This window comes from Enterococcus sp. M190262 (assembly GCF_005843965.1).
In the GTDB taxonomy this organism is placed as follows: Bacteria; Bacillota; Bacilli; order Lactobacillales; family Enterococcaceae; genus Enterococcus_D; species Enterococcus_D gallinarum.
Window position 1 is genome coordinate 2,020,690 of the sequence record NZ_CP040461.1, and the last position, 19,311, is coordinate 2,040,000.

The 19,311-nt window shown below is 40.5% G+C and carries 13 protein-coding genes and 1 rRNA gene (1 of these 14 only partly in view); 12 read left to right on the top strand and 2 right to left on the bottom strand.

The window, feature by feature from the left end; all coding sequences use genetic code 11:
* Positions 1–47 precede the first annotated feature (47 nt).
* A complete protein-coding gene (gene asnB / locus FE005_RS09425) occupies positions 48–1,943 on the top strand; it encodes an asparagine synthase (glutamine-hydrolyzing) (protein WP_138372205.1) in 1,896 nt (631 codons plus the stop codon).
* A 93-nt stretch (positions 1,944–2,036) separates the two neighbouring features.
* Here asnB and FE005_RS09430 read toward each other — a convergent pair whose 3' ends face one another.
* Positions 2,037–2,840 (bottom strand): Cof-type HAD-IIB family hydrolase, encoded by an 804-nt coding sequence (locus tag FE005_RS09430; RefSeq protein ID WP_003127852.1) that lies wholly within the window; start codon positions 2,838–2,840, stop codon positions 2,037–2,039.
* A 267-nt stretch (positions 2,841–3,107) separates the two neighbouring features.
* Here FE005_RS09430 and FE005_RS09435 point away from each other — a divergent pair, with 267 nt between their 5' ends.
* Positions 3,108–4,547 carry an NCS2 family permease gene (locus FE005_RS09435; protein WP_003127853.1) on the top strand — a complete coding sequence of 480 codons (1,440 nt, stop codon included), beginning with the start codon at positions 3,108–3,110 and terminating at the stop codon, positions 4,545–4,547.
* Positions 4,548–4,786: 239 nt separating this feature from the next.
* Positions 4,787–5,989 (top strand): multidrug efflux MFS transporter, encoded by a 1,203-nt coding sequence (locus FE005_RS09440; protein WP_138371695.1) that lies wholly within the window; start codon positions 4,787–4,789, stop codon positions 5,987–5,989.
* 47 nt (positions 5,990–6,036) lie between these two features.
* On the opposite strand, the gene FE005_RS09445 is transcribed toward FE005_RS09440, so the two are convergent.
* A complete protein-coding gene (locus FE005_RS09445; protein ID WP_003127855.1) occupies positions 6,037–6,219 on the bottom strand; it encodes a YjzD family protein in 183 nt (60 codons plus the stop codon).
* 149 nt (positions 6,220–6,368) lie between these two features.
* On the opposite strand from FE005_RS09445, the gene dnaE reads away from it, so the two are divergent.
* From dnaE to FE005_RS09490, 9 genes are all read left to right on the top strand, one after another.
* Entirely contained in the window at positions 6,369–9,677 is a 3,309-nt protein-coding gene (gene dnaE, locus FE005_RS09450) for a DNA polymerase III subunit alpha (RefSeq protein WP_003127856.1), read from the top strand.
* A 168-nt stretch (positions 9,678–9,845) separates the two neighbouring features.
* On the top strand, positions 9,846–10,808 hold the full coding sequence (pfkA, locus tag FE005_RS09455; RefSeq protein ID WP_003127857.1) for a 6-phosphofructokinase: 963 nt from the start codon (positions 9,846–9,848) through the stop codon (positions 10,806–10,808).
* A gap of 84 nt (positions 10,809–10,892) precedes the next feature.
* Positions 10,893–12,677: a pyruvate kinase gene (gene pyk / locus FE005_RS09460; RefSeq protein ID WP_103301307.1), complete on the top strand. Its 1,785-nt coding sequence runs from the start codon at positions 10,893–10,895 to the stop codon at positions 12,675–12,677.
* Between the two features lie 197 nt (positions 12,678–12,874).
* Positions 12,875–13,435 (top strand): DUF177 domain-containing protein, encoded by a 561-nt coding sequence (locus tag FE005_RS09465; RefSeq protein ID WP_005472104.1) that lies wholly within the window; start codon positions 12,875–12,877, stop codon positions 13,433–13,435.
* Between the two features lie 56 nt (positions 13,436–13,491).
* Entirely contained in the window at positions 13,492–13,671 is a 180-nt protein-coding gene (rpmF, locus tag FE005_RS09470) for a 50S ribosomal protein L32 (protein ID WP_003127860.1), read from the top strand.
* 198 nt (positions 13,672–13,869) lie between these two features.
* Positions 13,870–15,291 carry an NADP-dependent phosphogluconate dehydrogenase gene (gene gndA / locus FE005_RS09475; protein WP_138371696.1) on the top strand — a complete coding sequence of 474 codons (1,422 nt, stop codon included), beginning with the start codon at positions 13,870–13,872 and terminating at the stop codon, positions 15,289–15,291.
* 144 nt (positions 15,292–15,435) lie between these two features.
* Positions 15,436–16,122: a response regulator transcription factor gene (locus FE005_RS09480; protein ID WP_003127863.1), complete on the top strand. Its 687-nt coding sequence runs from the start codon at positions 15,436–15,438 to the stop codon at positions 16,120–16,122.
* A gap of 14 nt (positions 16,123–16,136) precedes the next feature.
* Entirely contained in the window at positions 16,137–17,636 is a 1,500-nt protein-coding gene (locus FE005_RS09485; RefSeq protein ID WP_138371697.1) for a HAMP domain-containing histidine kinase, read from the top strand.
* 714 nt (positions 17,637–18,350) lie between these two features.
* A 16S ribosomal RNA gene (locus FE005_RS09490) occupies positions 18,351–19,311 on the top strand; it runs 599 nt beyond the window's last position.

The window sequence follows — 19,311 nt, forward strand, 5'->3', positions numbered from 1 at the left end:
TTGTTTCAGGGAAAATGAAAAAGGAAAATGAAAATGGATGTGAAAATATGTGCGGAATTGTAGGTTTCGTTAATACTAAAGACCAAAAAGCCGAAATCATTGAACAGATGATGGATCGAATCATTCATCGCGGTCCTAATAGTTCTGGAAAATTCATTGATGACCAAGTTGCTCTTGGCTTTCGGCGTTTATCGATTATTGACTTAGAAGGCGGTACGCAGCCTATTTATAATGAAGATGGAACGAAAGTAATCATTTTTAATGGTGAAATCTATAACTTTCAATCTTTAAGAGAAGAATTGATCCAAGCTGGACATGTCTTTACGACTCATGCAGATACTGAGGTTCTTCTTCATGGGTATGAAGAGTGGGGAACTGATTTATTGCAAAGAGTTCGCGGCATGTTTGCTTTTGCCATTTGGGATCGCGAAAAGCAAGAACTCTTTGGGGCAAGAGATCATTTCGGAATCAAACCTTATTATTACGCGGAAATGAATGGTACATTCATGTTTGGTTCAGAAATCAAGAGTTTTTTACCACATCCAGATTTTGAAAAAGAATTGAATAAGGATGCCTTAAAACCCTATTTGACTTTTCAATATTCGCCGCTAAATGGCGAAACATTCTTTAAAGGCGTTTATCGCTTACAAGAAGGTCACTATTTTACTTATAAAAATGGCGTCATGGACATTCATGAATATTGGGATGCAGACTACAGTCATAAAGAAAACTATAGCAAAGAAGATTGGGTCCAAAAAATCGATGAAACCGTTCAAGAATCGATTGCTGCACACAAAATCAGTGATGTAGAAGTAGGGTCATTTTTATCAAGCGGTGTCGACTCAAGTTATGTTGCCGCTGTTCTGCGTCCAGATCATTCTTTCTCAATTGGATTCGATGACAAGACCTATAATGAAGCAATTGAAGCTAGAAAATTGACCAAGATGCTGGGATTGAACAATACAGCAGCGGTGATTGATGGCGAGATGTCCTTCAACGCTTTTCCACTGATCCAGTATCATTTGGATGAGCCTGACTCCAATCCGAGTTGTGTCCCGCTCTACTTTTTAGCTAATCTCGCCTCGCAACATGTTCGTGTTGTACAATCTGGTGAAGGCGCAGATGAATTATTTGCCGGCTATGCTGCTTATGGTTGGCATACGAACTCCAAGATGATTCGTGTATTTGCTCAAGGATTGAAAAAATTACCTAAGAATATTCGATTCAAATTAGGCCGGACAATTGGTAATATGAGAAACTTCCATGGACGAATTCATCTCTATGAAGCCACCGCACCTGCAAAAGATTTCTTTATCGGGCAAGCACTGGTCTTTGAAGAGCAAGAAGCCACTGAGATATTGCATCCAGACTATACTAGTGGACCATCAGTGGCGGAAATCGTCGCCCCATACTATGAAAAAGTCAAAGATCTTGATGAAGAAGTCAACAAAATGCAGTATTTGGATGTTCATCAATGGATGCCCAAAGACATCTTATTAAAAGCAGATAAGATGTCAATGGCTAGTTCTTTGGAATTACGGGTGCCATTACTTGATATTGAAGTCATGAAAGTAGCACAGACGATTCCGACAAAATATTTGATCAATCAGTACAATACGAAAGATGTCTTTCGTCAAGCAGCAAATCGTCACCTCCCAACAGAATGGGCCAATCGGGAAAAATTAGGTTTTCCGGTCCCTATTCGAGCATGGCTGAAAGAAGGGACTGGTTACAAAACCGTCAAAGAACTATTTACAGCGGATTTTGCTGCAGAATTCTTTGACCAAGAAAAGATTTTGCAATTATTGGCTGATCATCGCGCCGGTAAACAAGGACTTCAACGGAAAATCTGGACGATCTACACTTTCTTGACCTGGTATAAAGTATTCTTCATTGATGAAAAAATTCCTAAGGCAGAAACAATCATTTACGAAACAATTTAAAAACACGAGGACAGATGTAGTCCCTCTAAAGTCCATTTTCATACAGACTTTGGAGAGGAGAGACATCGAATCCTCGTGTTTCTTTTTGTCTTTTTATAGGGCTAATAAATTTTCCAAGTAGTCAGCTAAGCCGTCCTCGGCATTGGTTTTATCCGTTACATCATTGGCAATAGATTTTAATTGTGCGGTTCCATTTGCCATAGCTACACCCCAGCCGGCATATTCCAACATTTCTAGATCATTGTGTTCATCGCCAAAGGCAATAATATTTTTGGGATCAATCTTCAGATAATCGGAAATCACTGATAGACCTAATGCTTTATGGACCCCTTTTGGAACAATCTCCAAAATTGCATGAGGACCGCCCCATGTACGGACATCAACCGTGTCATTGAATTGATCGTTGATTCGTAAAGCAACAGACTCAGCGAATTCATTTTGTGTTTTGACCAATAAAGAAGTCGGATCAGATTTCATGTTCTTCAATAAGTTTTCTTCAGTAATACTATCGGAAGAAAAGAAACGCTGATCAAAGCCTTCAAGTTGATCGATAAAAAAGGTTTCCCGATTTTCTGCAGCAACAAAATCTAAGTTCAGGTTCTCTTTTTGAGCCATTAGTTCAAAAGCGATTTCTTTTGACACAGAGAATTCTGTTTCATTTGCCCATACTTGACGAGGTTTGTGTACCAAACCTCCATTAAAATTGATCATAGGTGTTTTTAGGGCTAATTGACGATAAAACTGATCACTCATTCGAAAAGGACGACCGGTTGCGATGGTCACATAATGTCCAGCTTTCGTTGCTCGTGTCAAAACATCAAATGTCCGCTTTGAAATTTGGGACTCTGTATTTAAAGTAGTGCCGTCTAGATCGATGGCAATTAGTTTTTTGTTCACTCGACTCGCTCCATTCTCTTTTTCTAGTTGTTTAAGTGTAACACATTTTACTGATTTCACAAGAGATGAAAGGGGGATGGTAAGTTTCTGGAAAAAATCAGCTTCTCGATAAAACACGAACATTCGGATAAAATATTTGGTTTTTGTTAATTTTTTTATTGTGGAATAGAGGGGATTCGCCTATAATTTGTAATTGTTCGATGGAAAGTGCAATTATTCTTTTCTTTTCAGAAACACTAACTAATCTTGTAGGAGTGAACGATTTACATGGAAAAGTTTTTCAAATTAAAAGAAAATAAAACAACTGTTTCAACAGAAGTGATGGCTGGGGTAACCACCTTCTTTGCAATGAGCTACATTCTTTTTGTTAATCCTTCGATTCTTTCCGCATCTGGTATGCCTTTTCAAGCAGTCTTTCTGGCAACCATCATTGCCTCTGTCATTGGAACGCTGGTCATGGGACTCTTTGCAAACGTACCGTATGCGCAAGCACCAGGAATGGGATTGAATGCCTTCTTTACCTTTACAGTTGTCTTTGGGTTAGGTTATTCTTGGCAACAAGCATTAGCTATGGTCTTTATCTGTGGTGTGATCAATATTTTGATCACGATCACTAAAATTCGTAAATTGATTATTCACGCCATTCCAGAGAGTATGCAACATGCCATTGGTGGTGGGATTGGGATCTTCGTTGCTTACGTTGGGTTGAAAAATGCCAATCTATTAAGTTTCAGCGCGGATACTGCAGCAGTTACTGGATCAACTGTTGATGGTGATACGATTGTTAGTGCTTCATTTAATGGAGGCATCGTGCCGGCACTCGCTAACTTTAATAATGCACCAGTTATCTTGGCAATCATTGGCTTGGTTTTAACAACGTTATTAGTGGTTAAAAACGTCCGAGGAGCAATCATTATCGGTATCTTAGGGACAACGATCATTGGTATTTTGATGGGTGTGGTCGATTTAAGCACGATTGATTGGCAGGGAAACTCTTTGGGAAGTTCAATTAATGAACTTGGAACAACTTTTGGCGCTGCGTTTGGCCCAGAGGGAATGGGTTCATTGTTTAGTGATTCTGCTAAAATTCCTCAAGTGATCATGACGATTATTGCCTTTAGTCTTTCAGATACATTTGATACTATCGGCACATTTATTGGAACAGGGCGCCGTACTGGAATCTTTTCTCAAAAAGACGAAGAAGCGTTGGAAGATAGTAAAGGGTTCAATACAAAGATGGACAAAGCCCTTTTTGCCGATGCAATTGCAACTTCGATCGGTGCGATCTTTGGAACATCTAATACCACTACTTATGTTGAATCAGCTGCCGGGATCGGTGCTGGGGGACGAACAGGATTGACTTCAGTGGTAGTAGCAGCTTTGTTTGCCATTAGTAGTTTCTTTTCACCATTGATTTCCGTGGTCCCTGCTCAAGCAACAGCGCCGGCATTGATTTTAGTCGGTGTGATGATGCTCGCTTCATTTGCGGATATCAATTGGTCGGATCTTGAAGAAGCAGTTCCAGCATTCTTTGCTTCGATCTTTATGGGACTTTGTTACAGCATTTCTTATGGAATCGCAGCTGGTTTTATCTTTTACGCAATCGTTAAAGTCGTAAAAGGAAAATTCCGCGAAGTATCTCCAATTTTGTGGGTCGTAAATATTCTCTTTATTTTGAACTTCATTATTTTAGCTGTGATCAGCTAGTACCAATCAATAAAGAGCACTGATTTCTGGTCGTGCTTTTGACAATGAACTATCCAAACTATAACGGATTTTTTCTTTGATCGATGAGCTGCTTTATGTGGGCTGTAAAGAACAAAGAAGGCGAAATCGGTTGTAGTGGGGATAGTTTTATTTTGTAGACAGATCACACAATCTTCTGTCTTTTTTAATTTTACTATTTTAAAAAATGCGGTATAGTTTAAGAGAAAGAGGGTTTTGACATGAAAATTGATTGGAAACGAAATCTCCTAATTTCTTGGATTGGCTGTTTTTTTACTGGTGCAAGTTTTAGTTTAGTTATGCCGTTTATTCCGCTATATATTGAAGAGTTGGGGGCGCCAAAAAGCCAAATCGAGCTGTTTTCAGGTCTGGCAATCTCAGTGACTGCGTTTGCAGCTGCAATCATTGCGCCGGTTTGGGGAAATTTAGCAGATCAGAAAGGTCGCAGATTGATGATGATTCGGGCGGCTGCTGGTATGACAGTCACCATGGGCTCATTAGCCTTTGTACCGAATGTCTACTGGCTATTGATTATGCGCTTCTTTACGGGGATCCTTTCGGGTTATATTCCAAATGCGACAGCATTGATTGCTTCTCAAGCCCCGAAAGAAAAGAGCGGCTGGGCACTAGGAACATTAGCAACCGGAGCTATCGCCGGAAACTTGATCGGGCCTTCTATGGGTGGTGCTTTAGCACAGTGGTTTGGTATGAAGAATGTATTTATCATCACAGGGGTCGTTCTTTTGATCACATTGCTGCTAACGATCTTTTTGGTTCAAGAAGATTTCGCACCTGTTGAAAAAGGGGACCTTCTATCTGTCAAAGAAATTTTTGGACAAATCAAAAACCTACAACTATTGATTGGCTTATTTATTACTTCATTGATCCTGCAACTTGGTGTAACAAGTATCAGTCCAATTTTGACTTTATATATCCGTGATCTAAGCGGCAATACAGGAAACCTTTTATTTGTCAGCGGGTTGATCGTATCGATTGCCGGTGTTTCAGCTATTATTTCTTCGCCAATATTAGGTAAAGTAGGGGACCGCTACGGAAATCATAAAGTGTTATTAGGAGGACTACTGCTTTCATTCCTTTGCTTTATTCCAATGGGCTTTGTTACGTCACCATTCCAATTGGGCGTTCTACGCTTTCTTTTGGGCTTCTCTACTGGTGCGTTAATGCCATCGATCAATACGTTAATCAGTAAAATCACTCCAATGGAAGGTGTTAGTCGAATTTATAGTTACAACCAAATGTTTTCTAACTTTGGACAAGTGCTTGGTCCAATGGTCGGTTCAACCGTTGCCCATAGTTTTGGCTACCCAGCCGTGTTTTGGGTAACCAGTGCGTTTGTCTTTTTGAATATTTGTCTTTCTGCATTTAATTTCCGTAAAAATTTTCATAAGCACGATCTCAGTTGAAAAGAAAAAAAAACCAGTTACAATGAAGGTAACTGGTTTTTCTTCTATTAATGACTTGTCTTTTTTGGCGAAGGTGCAATCAAACCAAGAAGGATAATTAGTACACCTGCTACCAAAGAGATGATTGAGGTCAATTGGAAATCATAAGTAGCTCCCGCTAGTGAGCTGCCTAGATAGCCGACAACTTGGCCTAAGATAAATGTCCAAAATAATGTTGCTAAGTAGCGCATGACGACACCTCTTTTCTGCGTATCTTGCTTTTCGACTTTAGTTTATCACAAAAAATTTCAATGTAAAGATTTTCACATTTTCATTTATTCTTTTCAAATTAGAAATAAAGCAGAAACAAACGGAATTATCATTTTCGGAGGGATTTTCTATGTATCATCAATTGACAACCTTAAGCGCGTATTCCTTACTTCAAAGTACGATCAAAATTCCTCGTTATATTGCTGCTGCCAAAAAAGCTGGTTATAAAGTTTTGGGGCTGGCAGATCACAATGTGTTATATGGAGCCTTAGAATTTTATCAGCAATGCCAAAATGCCGGAATCAAACCTGTGATTGGTGTATTATTCGATTGCACGTTTGGCACGTCCACTATGCGTTTTCCATTGTATCTTTTTGCAAAGAATCTATCAGGCTACCGATTATTGATGCGCCTTTCCAGTGAGAAAATGATCAACGGTCACTTGGATCTATCTGAATACTTAACGTTACCAGATCTGTTTGGTATTTTGCCGCAAGGGCAAGGTTTCTCTCCAGATCAATCGGAAGACTTGGCACAGCTTTCTCGAGCATTGACAGACTTTGTCGCTCGTTTTGATCAAAAGAGTCTTTTCCTGGGTGTTCAAAAAGCAGCGGCAACGCCAGAAAGAGAGTGGTTTCAACAGCATGGTCTTGAGCTGTGCGCTTATCAACCCGTAGCAGCATTGGAACAAGCAGAACTATTTGCTGTTCAAGTCATGGAACATATTAAGAACGGTACTCAGATCGAAGATTTTCGTAAAGCGAAGGAACAATCTTCCGAAACGTATTATTTAGAACAGCCTGCGGAACTGATTCAGGCATTTGGAGAGAATTCAGAAGCATTGGTAAATAATCAGCGAATTGCAGAAGAATGTACTCTGACGATTCCTCTCCATCAACGTTTGCTCCCGCATTTCCCTTTAGAAGAAGGAGAAAATGCGGCTGATTTTCTTAGAAAACTGTGTTTTGAAAAGTTGTCTGAACGTATTACGCAGGTCACAGATATTTACCGTCAGCGTTTGGATTATGAACTATCCGTTATTCATACAATGGGATTTGACGATTACTTTTTGATCATTTGGGATGTGATGGATTTTGCTCACAAGAACGAAATTGTTACCGGCGCAGGGCGGGGCTCAGCAGCAGGTTCATTAGTAGCTTTCGTATTAGCCATCACCGATGTCGATCCAATTGAATATGACTTGCTGTTTGAGCGTTTCTTGAATCCCGAACGCTATACTATGCCCGATATCGATTTAGATATTCCTGATAACAGACGTGATGAGATTTTGCATTATGTCCGTCAAAAATATGGTCAGGAGTACATGGCGCAAATTGCTACTTTTGGAACGATGGCGGCCAAAATGGTGCTGCGGGATGTTTCACGAGTGTTTGGTTTGTCACAAAGCGAAGCCAATCGCTGGTCAAAAGCCATTCCTAACGCATTAAAAATGACATTGGCTTTAGCTTATGAGCAATCCAATCAATTACGAGAATTGGCTACCTTCAACGAACGAAATGAAACGATGTTTGCAGTGGCTAAGGTACTGGAAGGATTGCCTCGACATGTTTCCACCCATGCAGCTGGTGTGGTGATCAGCGACAAGAATCTCTTGGACCTAGTCCCCCTTCAACAAGGAAGTGATGAGATCCTCTTGACTCAGTTCACAATGAATGATGTGGAAACAGTGGGATTGTTAAAAATGGATTTTTTAGGATTACGGAATCTTTCAATCATTGACAATACTTTAAGAGGGATCAAGCGAGTTACAAATGAAACAGTTACCCAGAAAGCTATTCCTTTAAATGACCCAGCTGTGCTGCGACTATTTCAGCAAGGCGATACTGCCGGAATCTTTCAGTTTGAGTCAGCGGGGATCAGAAATGTTTTGCGAAAACTTGGACCTGAAAGTATCGAAGATATCGCAGCCGTCAATGCGTTGTATCGGCCAGGGCCTATGCAAAATATCGATACGTTTATTCGACGGAAAAAAGGACAAGAAAAAGTCGTTTATCCGGATGCTGCTTTAGTGCCAATTTTACAAAATACCTATGGAATCATTGTTTATCAAGAACAAATCATGCAAGTTGCTTCTAAAATGGCAGGCTTTTCTCTTGGTCAAGCAGATATCTTGCGGCGAGCCATCAGCAAAAAGAAAAAAGACGTCCTAGATGAAGAACGGCGCCATTTTGTTGAAGGAGCCGTAGCCAACCATTTTTCCGCGGAGAAAGCAGAAGAAGTTTACGATTATATTGAGCGTTTTGCCAATTACGGGTTCAATCGTTCTCATGCGTTTGCCTACTCATTTATCGGCTTCCAAATGGCGTATTTAAAGGTACATTATCCAGGACCATTTTTTGCTGCATTATTGCACTCGGTTAGAAATAATCCAGGTAAATTAAAAGAATATTTGAATGAAGCGACTCGGTATGGTGTAGCAATCTTACCGCCGTCCATCAATAAGAGTGGCTATAGTTTCTATCTTCAATCGGAAAAACAGATTCGTTTTGGCTTTAGCAGTGTTAAAGGAATACGTAGAGACCTGATTCAAGATATTTTAGATGAACGAAAGGAGAATGGAACATTCTCCTCCTTAGATCAATTCCTGTTGCGCTTGCATCAAAAGAATAACAAATGGCTGAAAGAAGATTATATCCGTCCGTTGTTAAGTATTGGTGCGTTTGATGAATTGGTCACTAATCGGAAGCAAGCACTTATCCAATTAGAAGGGAAAATCCAAAATATCACCTATAGTGGCGGCAGTCTCGATTTGTTAGAGACAATGGCTCTCAAAGAAGCCGAAGTCGCTGATTATGACTTAGAGCAAAAGTTAGCGTTGGAAGAAGAATATCTAGGGGTTTATTTATCAGGTCATCCTGTCCAACAATATCAGAAGCTGCAACAGTTGAAGCAGACGATAGCAATCGCTGACTTAGTTCCCAACGAACGTGTCCGGATACTATTTTATGTGCGTCAAATTCGAGAAATCCGTACAAAAAAAGGAGAGCAAATGGCGTTTCTTGAAGGAACAGATGCTAGTAAAGAAGTCTCAATCACTGTTTTTCCCACATTGTATCGTCACATACGATCTGACGTTGCAGAAAACGCCGTCTTGTATGTTGAAGGAAAAGTGGAAGTAAGTCGTTACAATGGTGAAATACAACTGATTGCTGATAAAATAGAGCTAGCTGAAAAAGCGCAAGCACAGCTAACAGATCAAACGTGTTATCTGAAGATCACACGTGATGTTGAGACGAACCATTTGCAAGAATTGTCGCAGTTGCTGAGAAAGCATCGAGGCCGAGTTCCTGTGGTGTTGTTCTATGAAAGCAACGGGAAAAAAGTGTTGCTGACGGAAGAGAACTGGCTAAAAAAAGACGAAGAAATGGAAAGAAAGCTTGGGCACTTGTTGGGAGAGGAAAATGTTGTTTTCAAGTAATTTTCCGAAAACGTTAAATTTTACTTACACTTTTTTCAACTTTTTCCCACTATTTCAAGACATTTCTCTGGAATAATGGTAAAATACTACTCGTGGTTATTACTTGAAAAGTATCAAATAAGGGAGTTCCAATTCCCTAAACAAATCTACTAATGAGGTGAATGGATAATGAAACGCATTGGAATTCTAACCAGTGGCGGCGATGCGCCGGGGATGAACGCAGCGGTTCGGGCAGTTGTAAGAAAGGCTATCTTTGATGGGCTGGAAGTATATGGAATCAATTACGGCTATGCTGGTTTGGTAGCTGGAGATATTCGCCGTCTTGATGTGGCAGATGTAGGTGACAAGATCCAACGAGGCGGTACATTCTTGTACTCTGCGCGCTATCCTGAATTTGCGACACAAGAAGGTCAGTTAAAAGGGATTGAACAACTGAAAAAATTCGGCATTGAAGGGTTGGTCGTTATTGGTGGCGACGGCTCTTATCATGGTGCGATGGCTCTAACACGACATGGTTTTCCGGCAATCGGTATTCCAGGAACGATTGACAATGATATTCCTGGGACGGACTTTACTATCGGTTTTGATACAGCAATCAATACAGTATTGGAATCAATCGACCGAATTCGTGACACTGCAACTTCTCACGTCCGGACATTCGTAATCGAAGTAATGGGTCGTGGTGCAGGTGACATTGCGCTTTGGTCAGGAGTTGCCGGTGGGGCAGATGAGATCATCATCCCAGAACATGACTTTGATATGGCCGTTGTTGCGAACCGAATTCGTGAAGGACGGGACCGCGGTAAGAAACACTGCTTGATCGTCTTAGCAGAAGGCGTGATGGGCGGAAACGAATTTGCTGATAAATTATCTGAATATGGCGATTTCCACACGCGGGTATCGATTTTAGGACACGTTGTTCGTGGCGGATCACCAAGCGCAAGAGACCGCGTTCTAGCAAGTAAATTTGGTGCTTACGCAGTTGAGTTGCTTCAACAAGGCAAAGGCGGATTGTGCATCGGTATCGAAAACAACCAGATGGTTGCTGCAGATATCATCGAAACGCTTGAAAACAATCGTCACAAACCAGATATTTCTTTATACGACTTGAACAAGGAAATTTCCTTTTAAGTTTAGGAAGTATGAAACGCAACAGTAATTTTGTAAAAAAAGCTTATTAAGCTATTTTAAATAAATGAATAGGAGCGTTTAGTAATGAAAAAAACAAAAATCGTCAGCACATTAGGACCAGCAAGTAATAGTGTAGAAATTATTTCTGAACTGATCGAAGCCGGTGCAAATGTCTTCCGTTTCAATTTTTCTCATGGAGATCATGAAGAACAATTAGGACGTATGACAATGGTGCGTGAAGCGGTCAAGAAAACTGGTAAAGATGTAGGGATTCTTTTAGATACTAAAGGAGCAGAAATCCGTACAACCGTTCAAGACACAACCGAAGCAGAATATGGTCGTGCCGGCTATATCCAATTCAACGTTGGTGACCAAACACGTATCTCAATGGACCCAGAACACAAAGGAACAAAAGAAAAGATTGCAGTGACCTATCCTGGATTATTTGATGATGTATATGTAGGCGGCCATATCTTATTTGATGATGGTTTGATCGATATGGAGATCATCGAAAAAGACGAAGCAGCACGTGAATTAGTTGTTGTTGTTAAAAATGCAGGAATGTTGGGTTCTCGTAAAGGGGTCAATGCACCTGGCGTATCAATCAGCTTGCCTGGTATTACTGAAAAAGATGCTGACGATATTCGTTTTGGATTAGACAATGATATCGACTTCATCGCAGCTTCATTCGTACGTAAAGCTCAAGACGTTTTAGAAATTCGTGAAATTCTTGAAGAAAAGAACATGACTCATGTACAAATCTTCTCTAAAATCGAATCTCAAGAAGGTATCGACAACATTGATGAAATCATCAAAGTTTCTGACGGTATCATGGTTGCTCGTGGAGACATGGGTGTTGAGATTCCAGCAGAAGAAGTACCAATGGTTCAAAAACGAATCATCAAAAAATGTAATGCGGTAGGTAAATCAGTTATCACTGCAACTCAAATGTTAGAATCAATGCAACAAAATCCTCGTCCAACACGCGCAGAAGCTTCTGACGTTGCCAATGCAGTCTTTGACGGAACAGATGCAACCATGTTATCTGGAGAATCAGCAAACGGAGACTATCCTGTACAAGCTGTTGCAACGATGGCTCGTATCGATATTGAAGCAGAAAATGCTTTAGCAGAAATGAGTACTTTCCAAATCAACCAATTTGATAAAACTGATGTAACAGAAACAATTGGTCTTTCTGTGGCACGTGCAGCTAAAAATCTTGGCGTAAAAACAATCGTTGCTGCAACTGAATCTGGCTATACTGCGAAAATGATTTCAAAATATCGTCCAGATGCAGATATCTTGGCAGTAACTTTCGACGAACGTACAAAACGTGGTTTGATGTTAAACTGGGGTGTTTATCCAACAGTTGCTGAAAAACCTTCAACAACTGACGAAATGTTCGAATTAGCAGCTAAACAAGCTGTGGATCTTGGTTTTGCCAAAGAAGGCGATTTGATTTTGATCACTGCTGGTGTGCCAGTTGGAGAACGTGGAACAACGAACGTGATGAAAATTCAAATGATCGGTTCTAAATTGCTTGAAGCACAAGGAATCGGTGAAAAATCAATCGTTTCTAATGCCGTTGTAGCCAACAGTGCAGAAGAAGCAATTGCTAAAGCAAAAGATGGCATGATCTTAGTTGTTCCAACAACAGATAAAGAATATATGCCTGCAATCGAGAAAGCAGCAGCACTTGTTGTTGAAGACGGCGGTTTGACTTCTCATGCAGCAGTTGTCGGCATTGCGAAAGACCTTCCAGTGATCGTTGGGGCAAAAGATGCCACAACAACGATCAAAGATGGTGAATTGATTACTGTGGATTCTCGTCGTGGAATCGTCTACCGTGGAGAAACAACAGCTATCTAATCTTCTTTCGAAAGATTGATTAATGGAGGCAACAGGCTCGTGCATAAGTAGCGAGTCTGTTGTTTTTTTCTCTAAAAGCAATCACTTTTTTGTGCGTAAAATTACAGCTGTAGAAATGAAAAAGGTGTCAAGAAAATTTCATTGACAAAGGGAAATAACCCCTGTATAATTGCTTTTGTTGCTTAGGGGTGATAAAAATGAAATGGTCTTTATTGGAATTAAAAAAATACCAAGAGACACCGCTAATGTTCGACGAAACGTTGAACTTAAAAAATCAATTGATAAAACGCGATGGACAGATCATTGATTTGTCTCCTGTGAAAATCACTGGCATGATGTCTGTTGGAAAACATGAATATCTCCTACATTATCGAGTGGAGACAACCATCACGTTACCTTCAACACGCTCATTGACTCCAGTTGCTTTGCCAATGGATTTTACAGTGGATGAACTCTTCATGACACCAGAGCAATTTCAGCGGCGAGATGAAATGATTCCAGAAGAAGATGTCTTGATCATTGAAGGTCAGACGATCAGTTTGGATGATTCAGTTGCTGATAACCTATTACTTGCGATTCCCATGCAAGTCCTTACTGAGGAAGAGAAAAATAGCACAGAAATGCCGTCAGGAAATGACTGGGCTGTTTTATCAGAAGAAGACTATGCAAACCAAAAAGAAGCGCAAGCCCAACAAATTGATCCTCGTCTTGCAAAATTATCGGAACTGTTCAATGATTCAGAAGATGATAACGCGTAGGATTGGAATAAATTGCAGCCTCAAGGTTGCTTTCATTTACAAGGAGGTGTAGCAAAATGGCAGTACCAGCAAGAAGAACTTCTAAAGCGAAAAAAGCAAAACGTCGTACTCATTACAAATTGACAATCAACGGTTTGAACGAATGTGCAAACTGTGGTGAAATGAAAAAAAGCCACCATGTATGCTCAAACTGTGGTCATTACGATGGAAAAGATGTAGCAACAAAAGAAGCATAATCCTTTTTTACAGAAAAATGGATTTCAAAATCCTAAGGCTAACCATGGAGCCTTAGGATTTTTCTTTTTGTTTCAGATTAGTTTCATGAAAACTAGAACTTTTCTGAAATAATTCTTACTCTTTGAAAGAGAATAGTTCAAAACAACTATCTTTTGCGCTATAATGAAACAGATAACTGAATCTTAGGAGGATGAGTGATGACAAAACAACAAATCGGCGTTGTCGGTATGGCAGTCATGGGAAAAAACTTAGCGTTGAACATTGAAAGCCGCGGTTATTCAGTTGCCCTATTCAACCGTACAGGATCTAAAACAGAAGAAGTAGTAAAAGAACATCCAGATAAAAACTTTAAAGCAACCTATACGATTGAAGAGTTCGTACAATCGATCGAAAGACCACGACGCATTCTTTTGATGGTCAAAGCGGGTTTTGCGACAGACGCAACCATCCAAGAATTATTGCCTCATCTTGAAAAAGGGGACATCTTGATCGATGGAGGAAACACATTCTTCAAAGATACAATCCGTCGTAATGAAGAATTAGCAAATTCTGGTATCAACTTTATCGGTACCGGAGTTTCTGGTGGAGAAGAAGGCGCATTGAAAGGCCCGTCAATCATGCCTGGCGGACAAAAAGAAGCGTATGAGTTAGTGGCTCCTATTTTGGAACAAATCTCAGCAAAAGCAGAAGATGGCACTCCTTGTGTTACCTACATTGGACCAAATGGTGCAGGACACTATGTAAAAATGGTTCACAATGGTATCGAGTATGGAGATATGCAGCTAATTGCTGAATCCTATGATTTGATGCAAAAAATTCTAGGGCTATCTGTTTCTGAAATGGCGGAGATCTTCTCTGAATGGAATAAAGGCGAATTAGATAGCTACTTGATCGAAATCACAGCAGACATCTTAACACGCAAAGACGATTTAGGTACTGGGAAACCAATCGTTGATGTGATTTTAGATGCTGCCGGCAACAAAGGAACGGGGAAATGGACGAGTCAAAGTGCATTAGATCTTGGTGTTCCACTACCGTTGATCACAGAGTCTGTTTTTGCGCGTTATATTTCTGCTTATAAAGAAGAACGAGTGAATGCTAGCCAAGTCTTACCAAAACCTGAAGGATTCGAATTTACAGGAGACAAACAAGAATTTGTTGAGAAAATTCGGGAAGCATTGTATTTCAGCAAAATCATGAGCTATGCACAAGGTTTTGCGCAATTACGGACCGCATCAAAAGAGTATGATTGGCAACTGCCATTTGGTGAAATTGCTAAAATCTGGCGTGCAGGTTGTATCATTCGTGCGCAATTCTTGCAAAAAATCACCGATGCTTATGAAAAAGATACGGATATCGAAAACTTATTGCTTGATGACTATTTCAAGGAAATCACAAAACGCTATCAACAATCCGTTCGTGACGTCGTAGCATTGGCAGTCCAAGCTGGCGTACCAGTCCCAACATTCTCTTCAGCAATTGCTTATTTTGATTCTTATCGCTCAGATCGTTTGCCTGCAAACTTGATCCAAGCGCAGCGGGATTATTTCGGTGCCCATACGTATGAACGTACGGACAAAGAAGGAATTTACCACTACTCTTGGTATGAGGAAGAATAAGTCGAACAATTGAGAACAAATTAAGAGAATGACCGAACAGTGAGAACTTTCGGTCAATCTCTTTTTTATTTTTTAGATACATGATAAAATAAAGCAGATAGTGTCTAACTATATGCAGAATAACCGATAAAGGAGCTCTAACTAATGAGTAATATTCTAATCATTGAAGATGAAAAGAACTTAGCTCGATTCGTGGAATTAGAATTAAAGCATGAAGGCTATAATACCGAAGTACATTATAATGGCAGAACTGGATTGGATGCAGCGTTGAACAATGAATGGGATGCCATCTTACTTGATTTGATGCTACCAGAACTAAACGGATTAGAAGTTTGCCGTCGTGTGCGCCAGACCAAAAATACGCCAATCATTATGATGACAGCAAGAGATTCAGTGATCGATCGGGTCTCAGGGCTAGATCACGGAGCAGACGATTATATTGTGAAACCCTTTGCGATTGAAGAGCTACTAGCTCGTTTGCGTGCGCTGTTACGTCGAATCGACATTGAAGGAGACAAAAATGTTGCCAAACAAACGACGATCACTTATCGTGATTTAACCATCGAGAAAGAAAACCGTGTGGTGCGTCGAGGCAGTGATGTCATTGAATTGACGAAGCGTGAGTACGAGTTGCTTCTTACTTTGATGGAGAACGTCAATGTCGTCTTAGCCCGTGATGTTCTGCTGAACAAAGTTTGGGGTTATGAAACAGAAGTAGAAACAAACGTAGTCGATGTGTATATTCGTTATCTACGGAATAAGATCGACGTACCTGGAGAAGAAAGCTATATCCAAACTGTTCGGGGGACAGGATACGTGATGCGTTCGTGAGCTTAAAAAAAAGAATGAAAAAACTAAAAGAACTGAAGGGGCCTTCTTTGACTGTGAAGTGGGCCTTCGCAAGTTCTTTCTTTATATTTGTTGTTTTTACAATTTTTGCAGTCATCACTTACAAAACGTCTATCAACCTGCTTGTGGCTAAAGAAGAAAATAACGTGGAGCGTACGATGTCGGAAGTAGCTTCTAGGTTAGCCAATTCAGACCAAGAATTGACATTGGTGCGTACCTATCGCAATTTAACTAAGAACGATAGTGGTGATACGAGCATCTACGACCGAACTTCAACAATTGATGGGAACTTAATGAAGATCGACTCGTTTATTTCCGAGTTAGGCCAGTCTCCTTTGAGCTTATTTGTTTATAATCTGAATCAGGAATTGATTTTCAAAACCCATGAAAATAATCTTTCTCTGATCGATGTGCAGCGAAAGCCGCCCACGATCGTGACATTGGACAATATTACAGGCTTTTTGTCGATCCAGCCAATCTACTCAAAAGAAACGAGAGAAAAAATTGGTTATGCTCAGACATTTTATGAACTGACCTCATTTTATGAAATTCGCAGTAAGCTCTTGTTAACGCTAATCATACTTGAAGTCGTTTCCTTGATTCTCAGTAGCGTTTTAGGTTTTTTCTTATCTGCTTATTTCTTGCAGCCACTGAAAGTTTTGCGGGATACAATGGAAACCGTTCGAAAGAATCCCCAATCGACCGTGCATATGCCTGAACTGAATACAAATGATGAATTATCTGATTTGGCAGACATCTTTAATGAGATGCTCGACCGTATGCGGCTATATATCGAGCAGCAAGAACGGTTTGTAGAGGACGTTTCTCATGAATTACGGACGCCAGTGGCAATCATTGAAGGACATATGAGCCTGTTGCAGCGCTGGGGCAAGGACGATCCAGAAGTATTAGATGAATCGCTTGCAGCCATCATGCAAGAAATCAGTCGAATGAAGACACTTGTGCAGGAAATGCTCGACCTTTCCAGAGCTGAGCAAGTAGATGTCCACTATGCGAATGAAACGACAAAAGCCAAAGAAGTCGTATACCAAGTATTTAATAATTTTAAAATTCTTTACCCGGAATTTGTTTTCACATTGGATGATGATCTTTACCACGAATTGACTTTAAAAATTTATCGGAATCATTTCGAACAAATTATTATTATCATCTTAGATAATGCCGTCAAGTACTCCACAGATCGCAAAGAGGTCCATTTATCTATTTCTTCTGATCGACAAACGTTTGAGATTGCAATTCAGGATTTTGGTGAAGGAATCAGCAAAGATGACTTGGATAAAATTTTCAATCGATTTTATCGAGTGGATAAGGCGAGAGCAAGAACCAAAGGGGGAAATGGGTTAGGACTATCCATTGCTAAGCAATTATTGGAAAGTTATAAAGGGCGCATTACTGCAGAAAGTGTGATTGGGCAAGGAACGATTTTTAGAATATATATTCCTGTGGTTCAATCTAGTAAGGATGTTTTGAAATAGCGCAGATCCTCTGCGAAGAAACCAGCTGGTTGTTGTAGGTTAGCGACAATCAGCTGGTTTTTTCTTTATAAGGGATCTTACTTAATGGACAGCGTTTCTGCTTGTTCATATAAACAGGAACGATTGAGGAACACGAATAGTTATAAAACGCAATTATTGCTATAAAAGCGAACGATGAGATAAAGAATAGAAGAAAGATTCGGCTAAAAAAAATGTTGAGAAAAAGCTTTGTTTTTTGTTGATTTTTCGCAGTAGAATTGCTATATTAGTATTTGTCTTTGTGATAGTCACTGTTTAAATCTTTCAAATATTTTTTCAAAATAAATGTTGACGAAGATCAAGACAGATGTTATTATAACAAAGTCGTCAGAAAGCATTAGGTAAAAAAACCTAAAAAGTTAGAAAAAACTTTCAAAAAAGTTGTTGACACAAAGCTTTCGAGATGATAAGATATAAAAGTCGCTGAGAGATAAAGAGTGATTAAATAACAATCGCTTGAAAAAAACTTTTAAAAAAAGAGTTGACATTCACTTGTTGATCTGATATGATTTAAAAGTTGCTAACGCAGCGCAGTAGACCTTTGAAAACTGAACAAAGCAAGCAAACGAACCAATGTGTAGGGCGCTTCATTTATGAAGCAAAATACATGCAAGCAATAGCTAGCAAAGTTAATTTTATTTGAGCTTAACGATCCTATGGATCGTTCAAACAAATCATTATGAGAGTTTGATCCTGGCTCAGGACGAACGCTGGCGGCGTGCCTAATACATGCAAGTCGAACGCTTTTTCTTTCACCGGAGCTTGCTCCACCGAAAGAAAAAGAGTGGCGAACGGGTGAGTAACACGTGGGTAACCTGCCCATCAGAAGGGGATAACACTTGGAAACAGGTGCTAATACCGTATAACACTATTTTCCGCATGGAAGAAAGTTGAAAGGCGCTTTTGCGTCACTGATGGATGGACCCGCGGTGCATTAGCTAGTTGGTGAGGTAACGGCTCACCAAGGCCACGATGCATAGCCGACCTGAGAGGGTGATCGGCCACACTGGGACTGAGACACGGCCCAGACTCCTACGGGAGGCAGCAGTAGGGAATCTTCGGCAATGGACGAAAGTCTGACCGAGCAACGCCGCGTGAGTGAAGAAGGTTTTCGGATCGTAAAACTCTGTTGTTAGAGAAGAACAAGGATGAGAGTAGAACGTTCATCCCTTGACGGTATCTAACCAGAAAGCCACGGCTAACTACGTGCCAGCAGCCGCGGTAATACGTAGGTGGCAAGCGTTGTCCGGATTTATTGGGCGTAAAGCGAGCGCAGGCGGTTTCTTAAGTCTGATGTGAAAGCCCCCGGCTCAACCGGGGAGGGTCATTGGAAACTGGGAGACTTGAGTGCAGAAGAGGAGAGTGGAATTCCATGTGTAGCGGTGAAATGCGTAGATATATGGAGGAACACCAGTGGCGAAGGCGGCTCTCTGGTCTGTAACTGACGCTGAGGCTCGAAAGCGTGGGGAGCGAACAGGATTAGATACCCTGGTAGTCCACGCCGTAAACGATGAGTGCTAAGTGTTGGAGGGTTTCCGCCCTTCAGTGCTGCAGCAAACGCATTAAGCACTCCGCCTGGGGAGTACGACCGCAAGGTTGAAACTCAAAGGAATTGACGGGGGCCCGCACAAGCGGT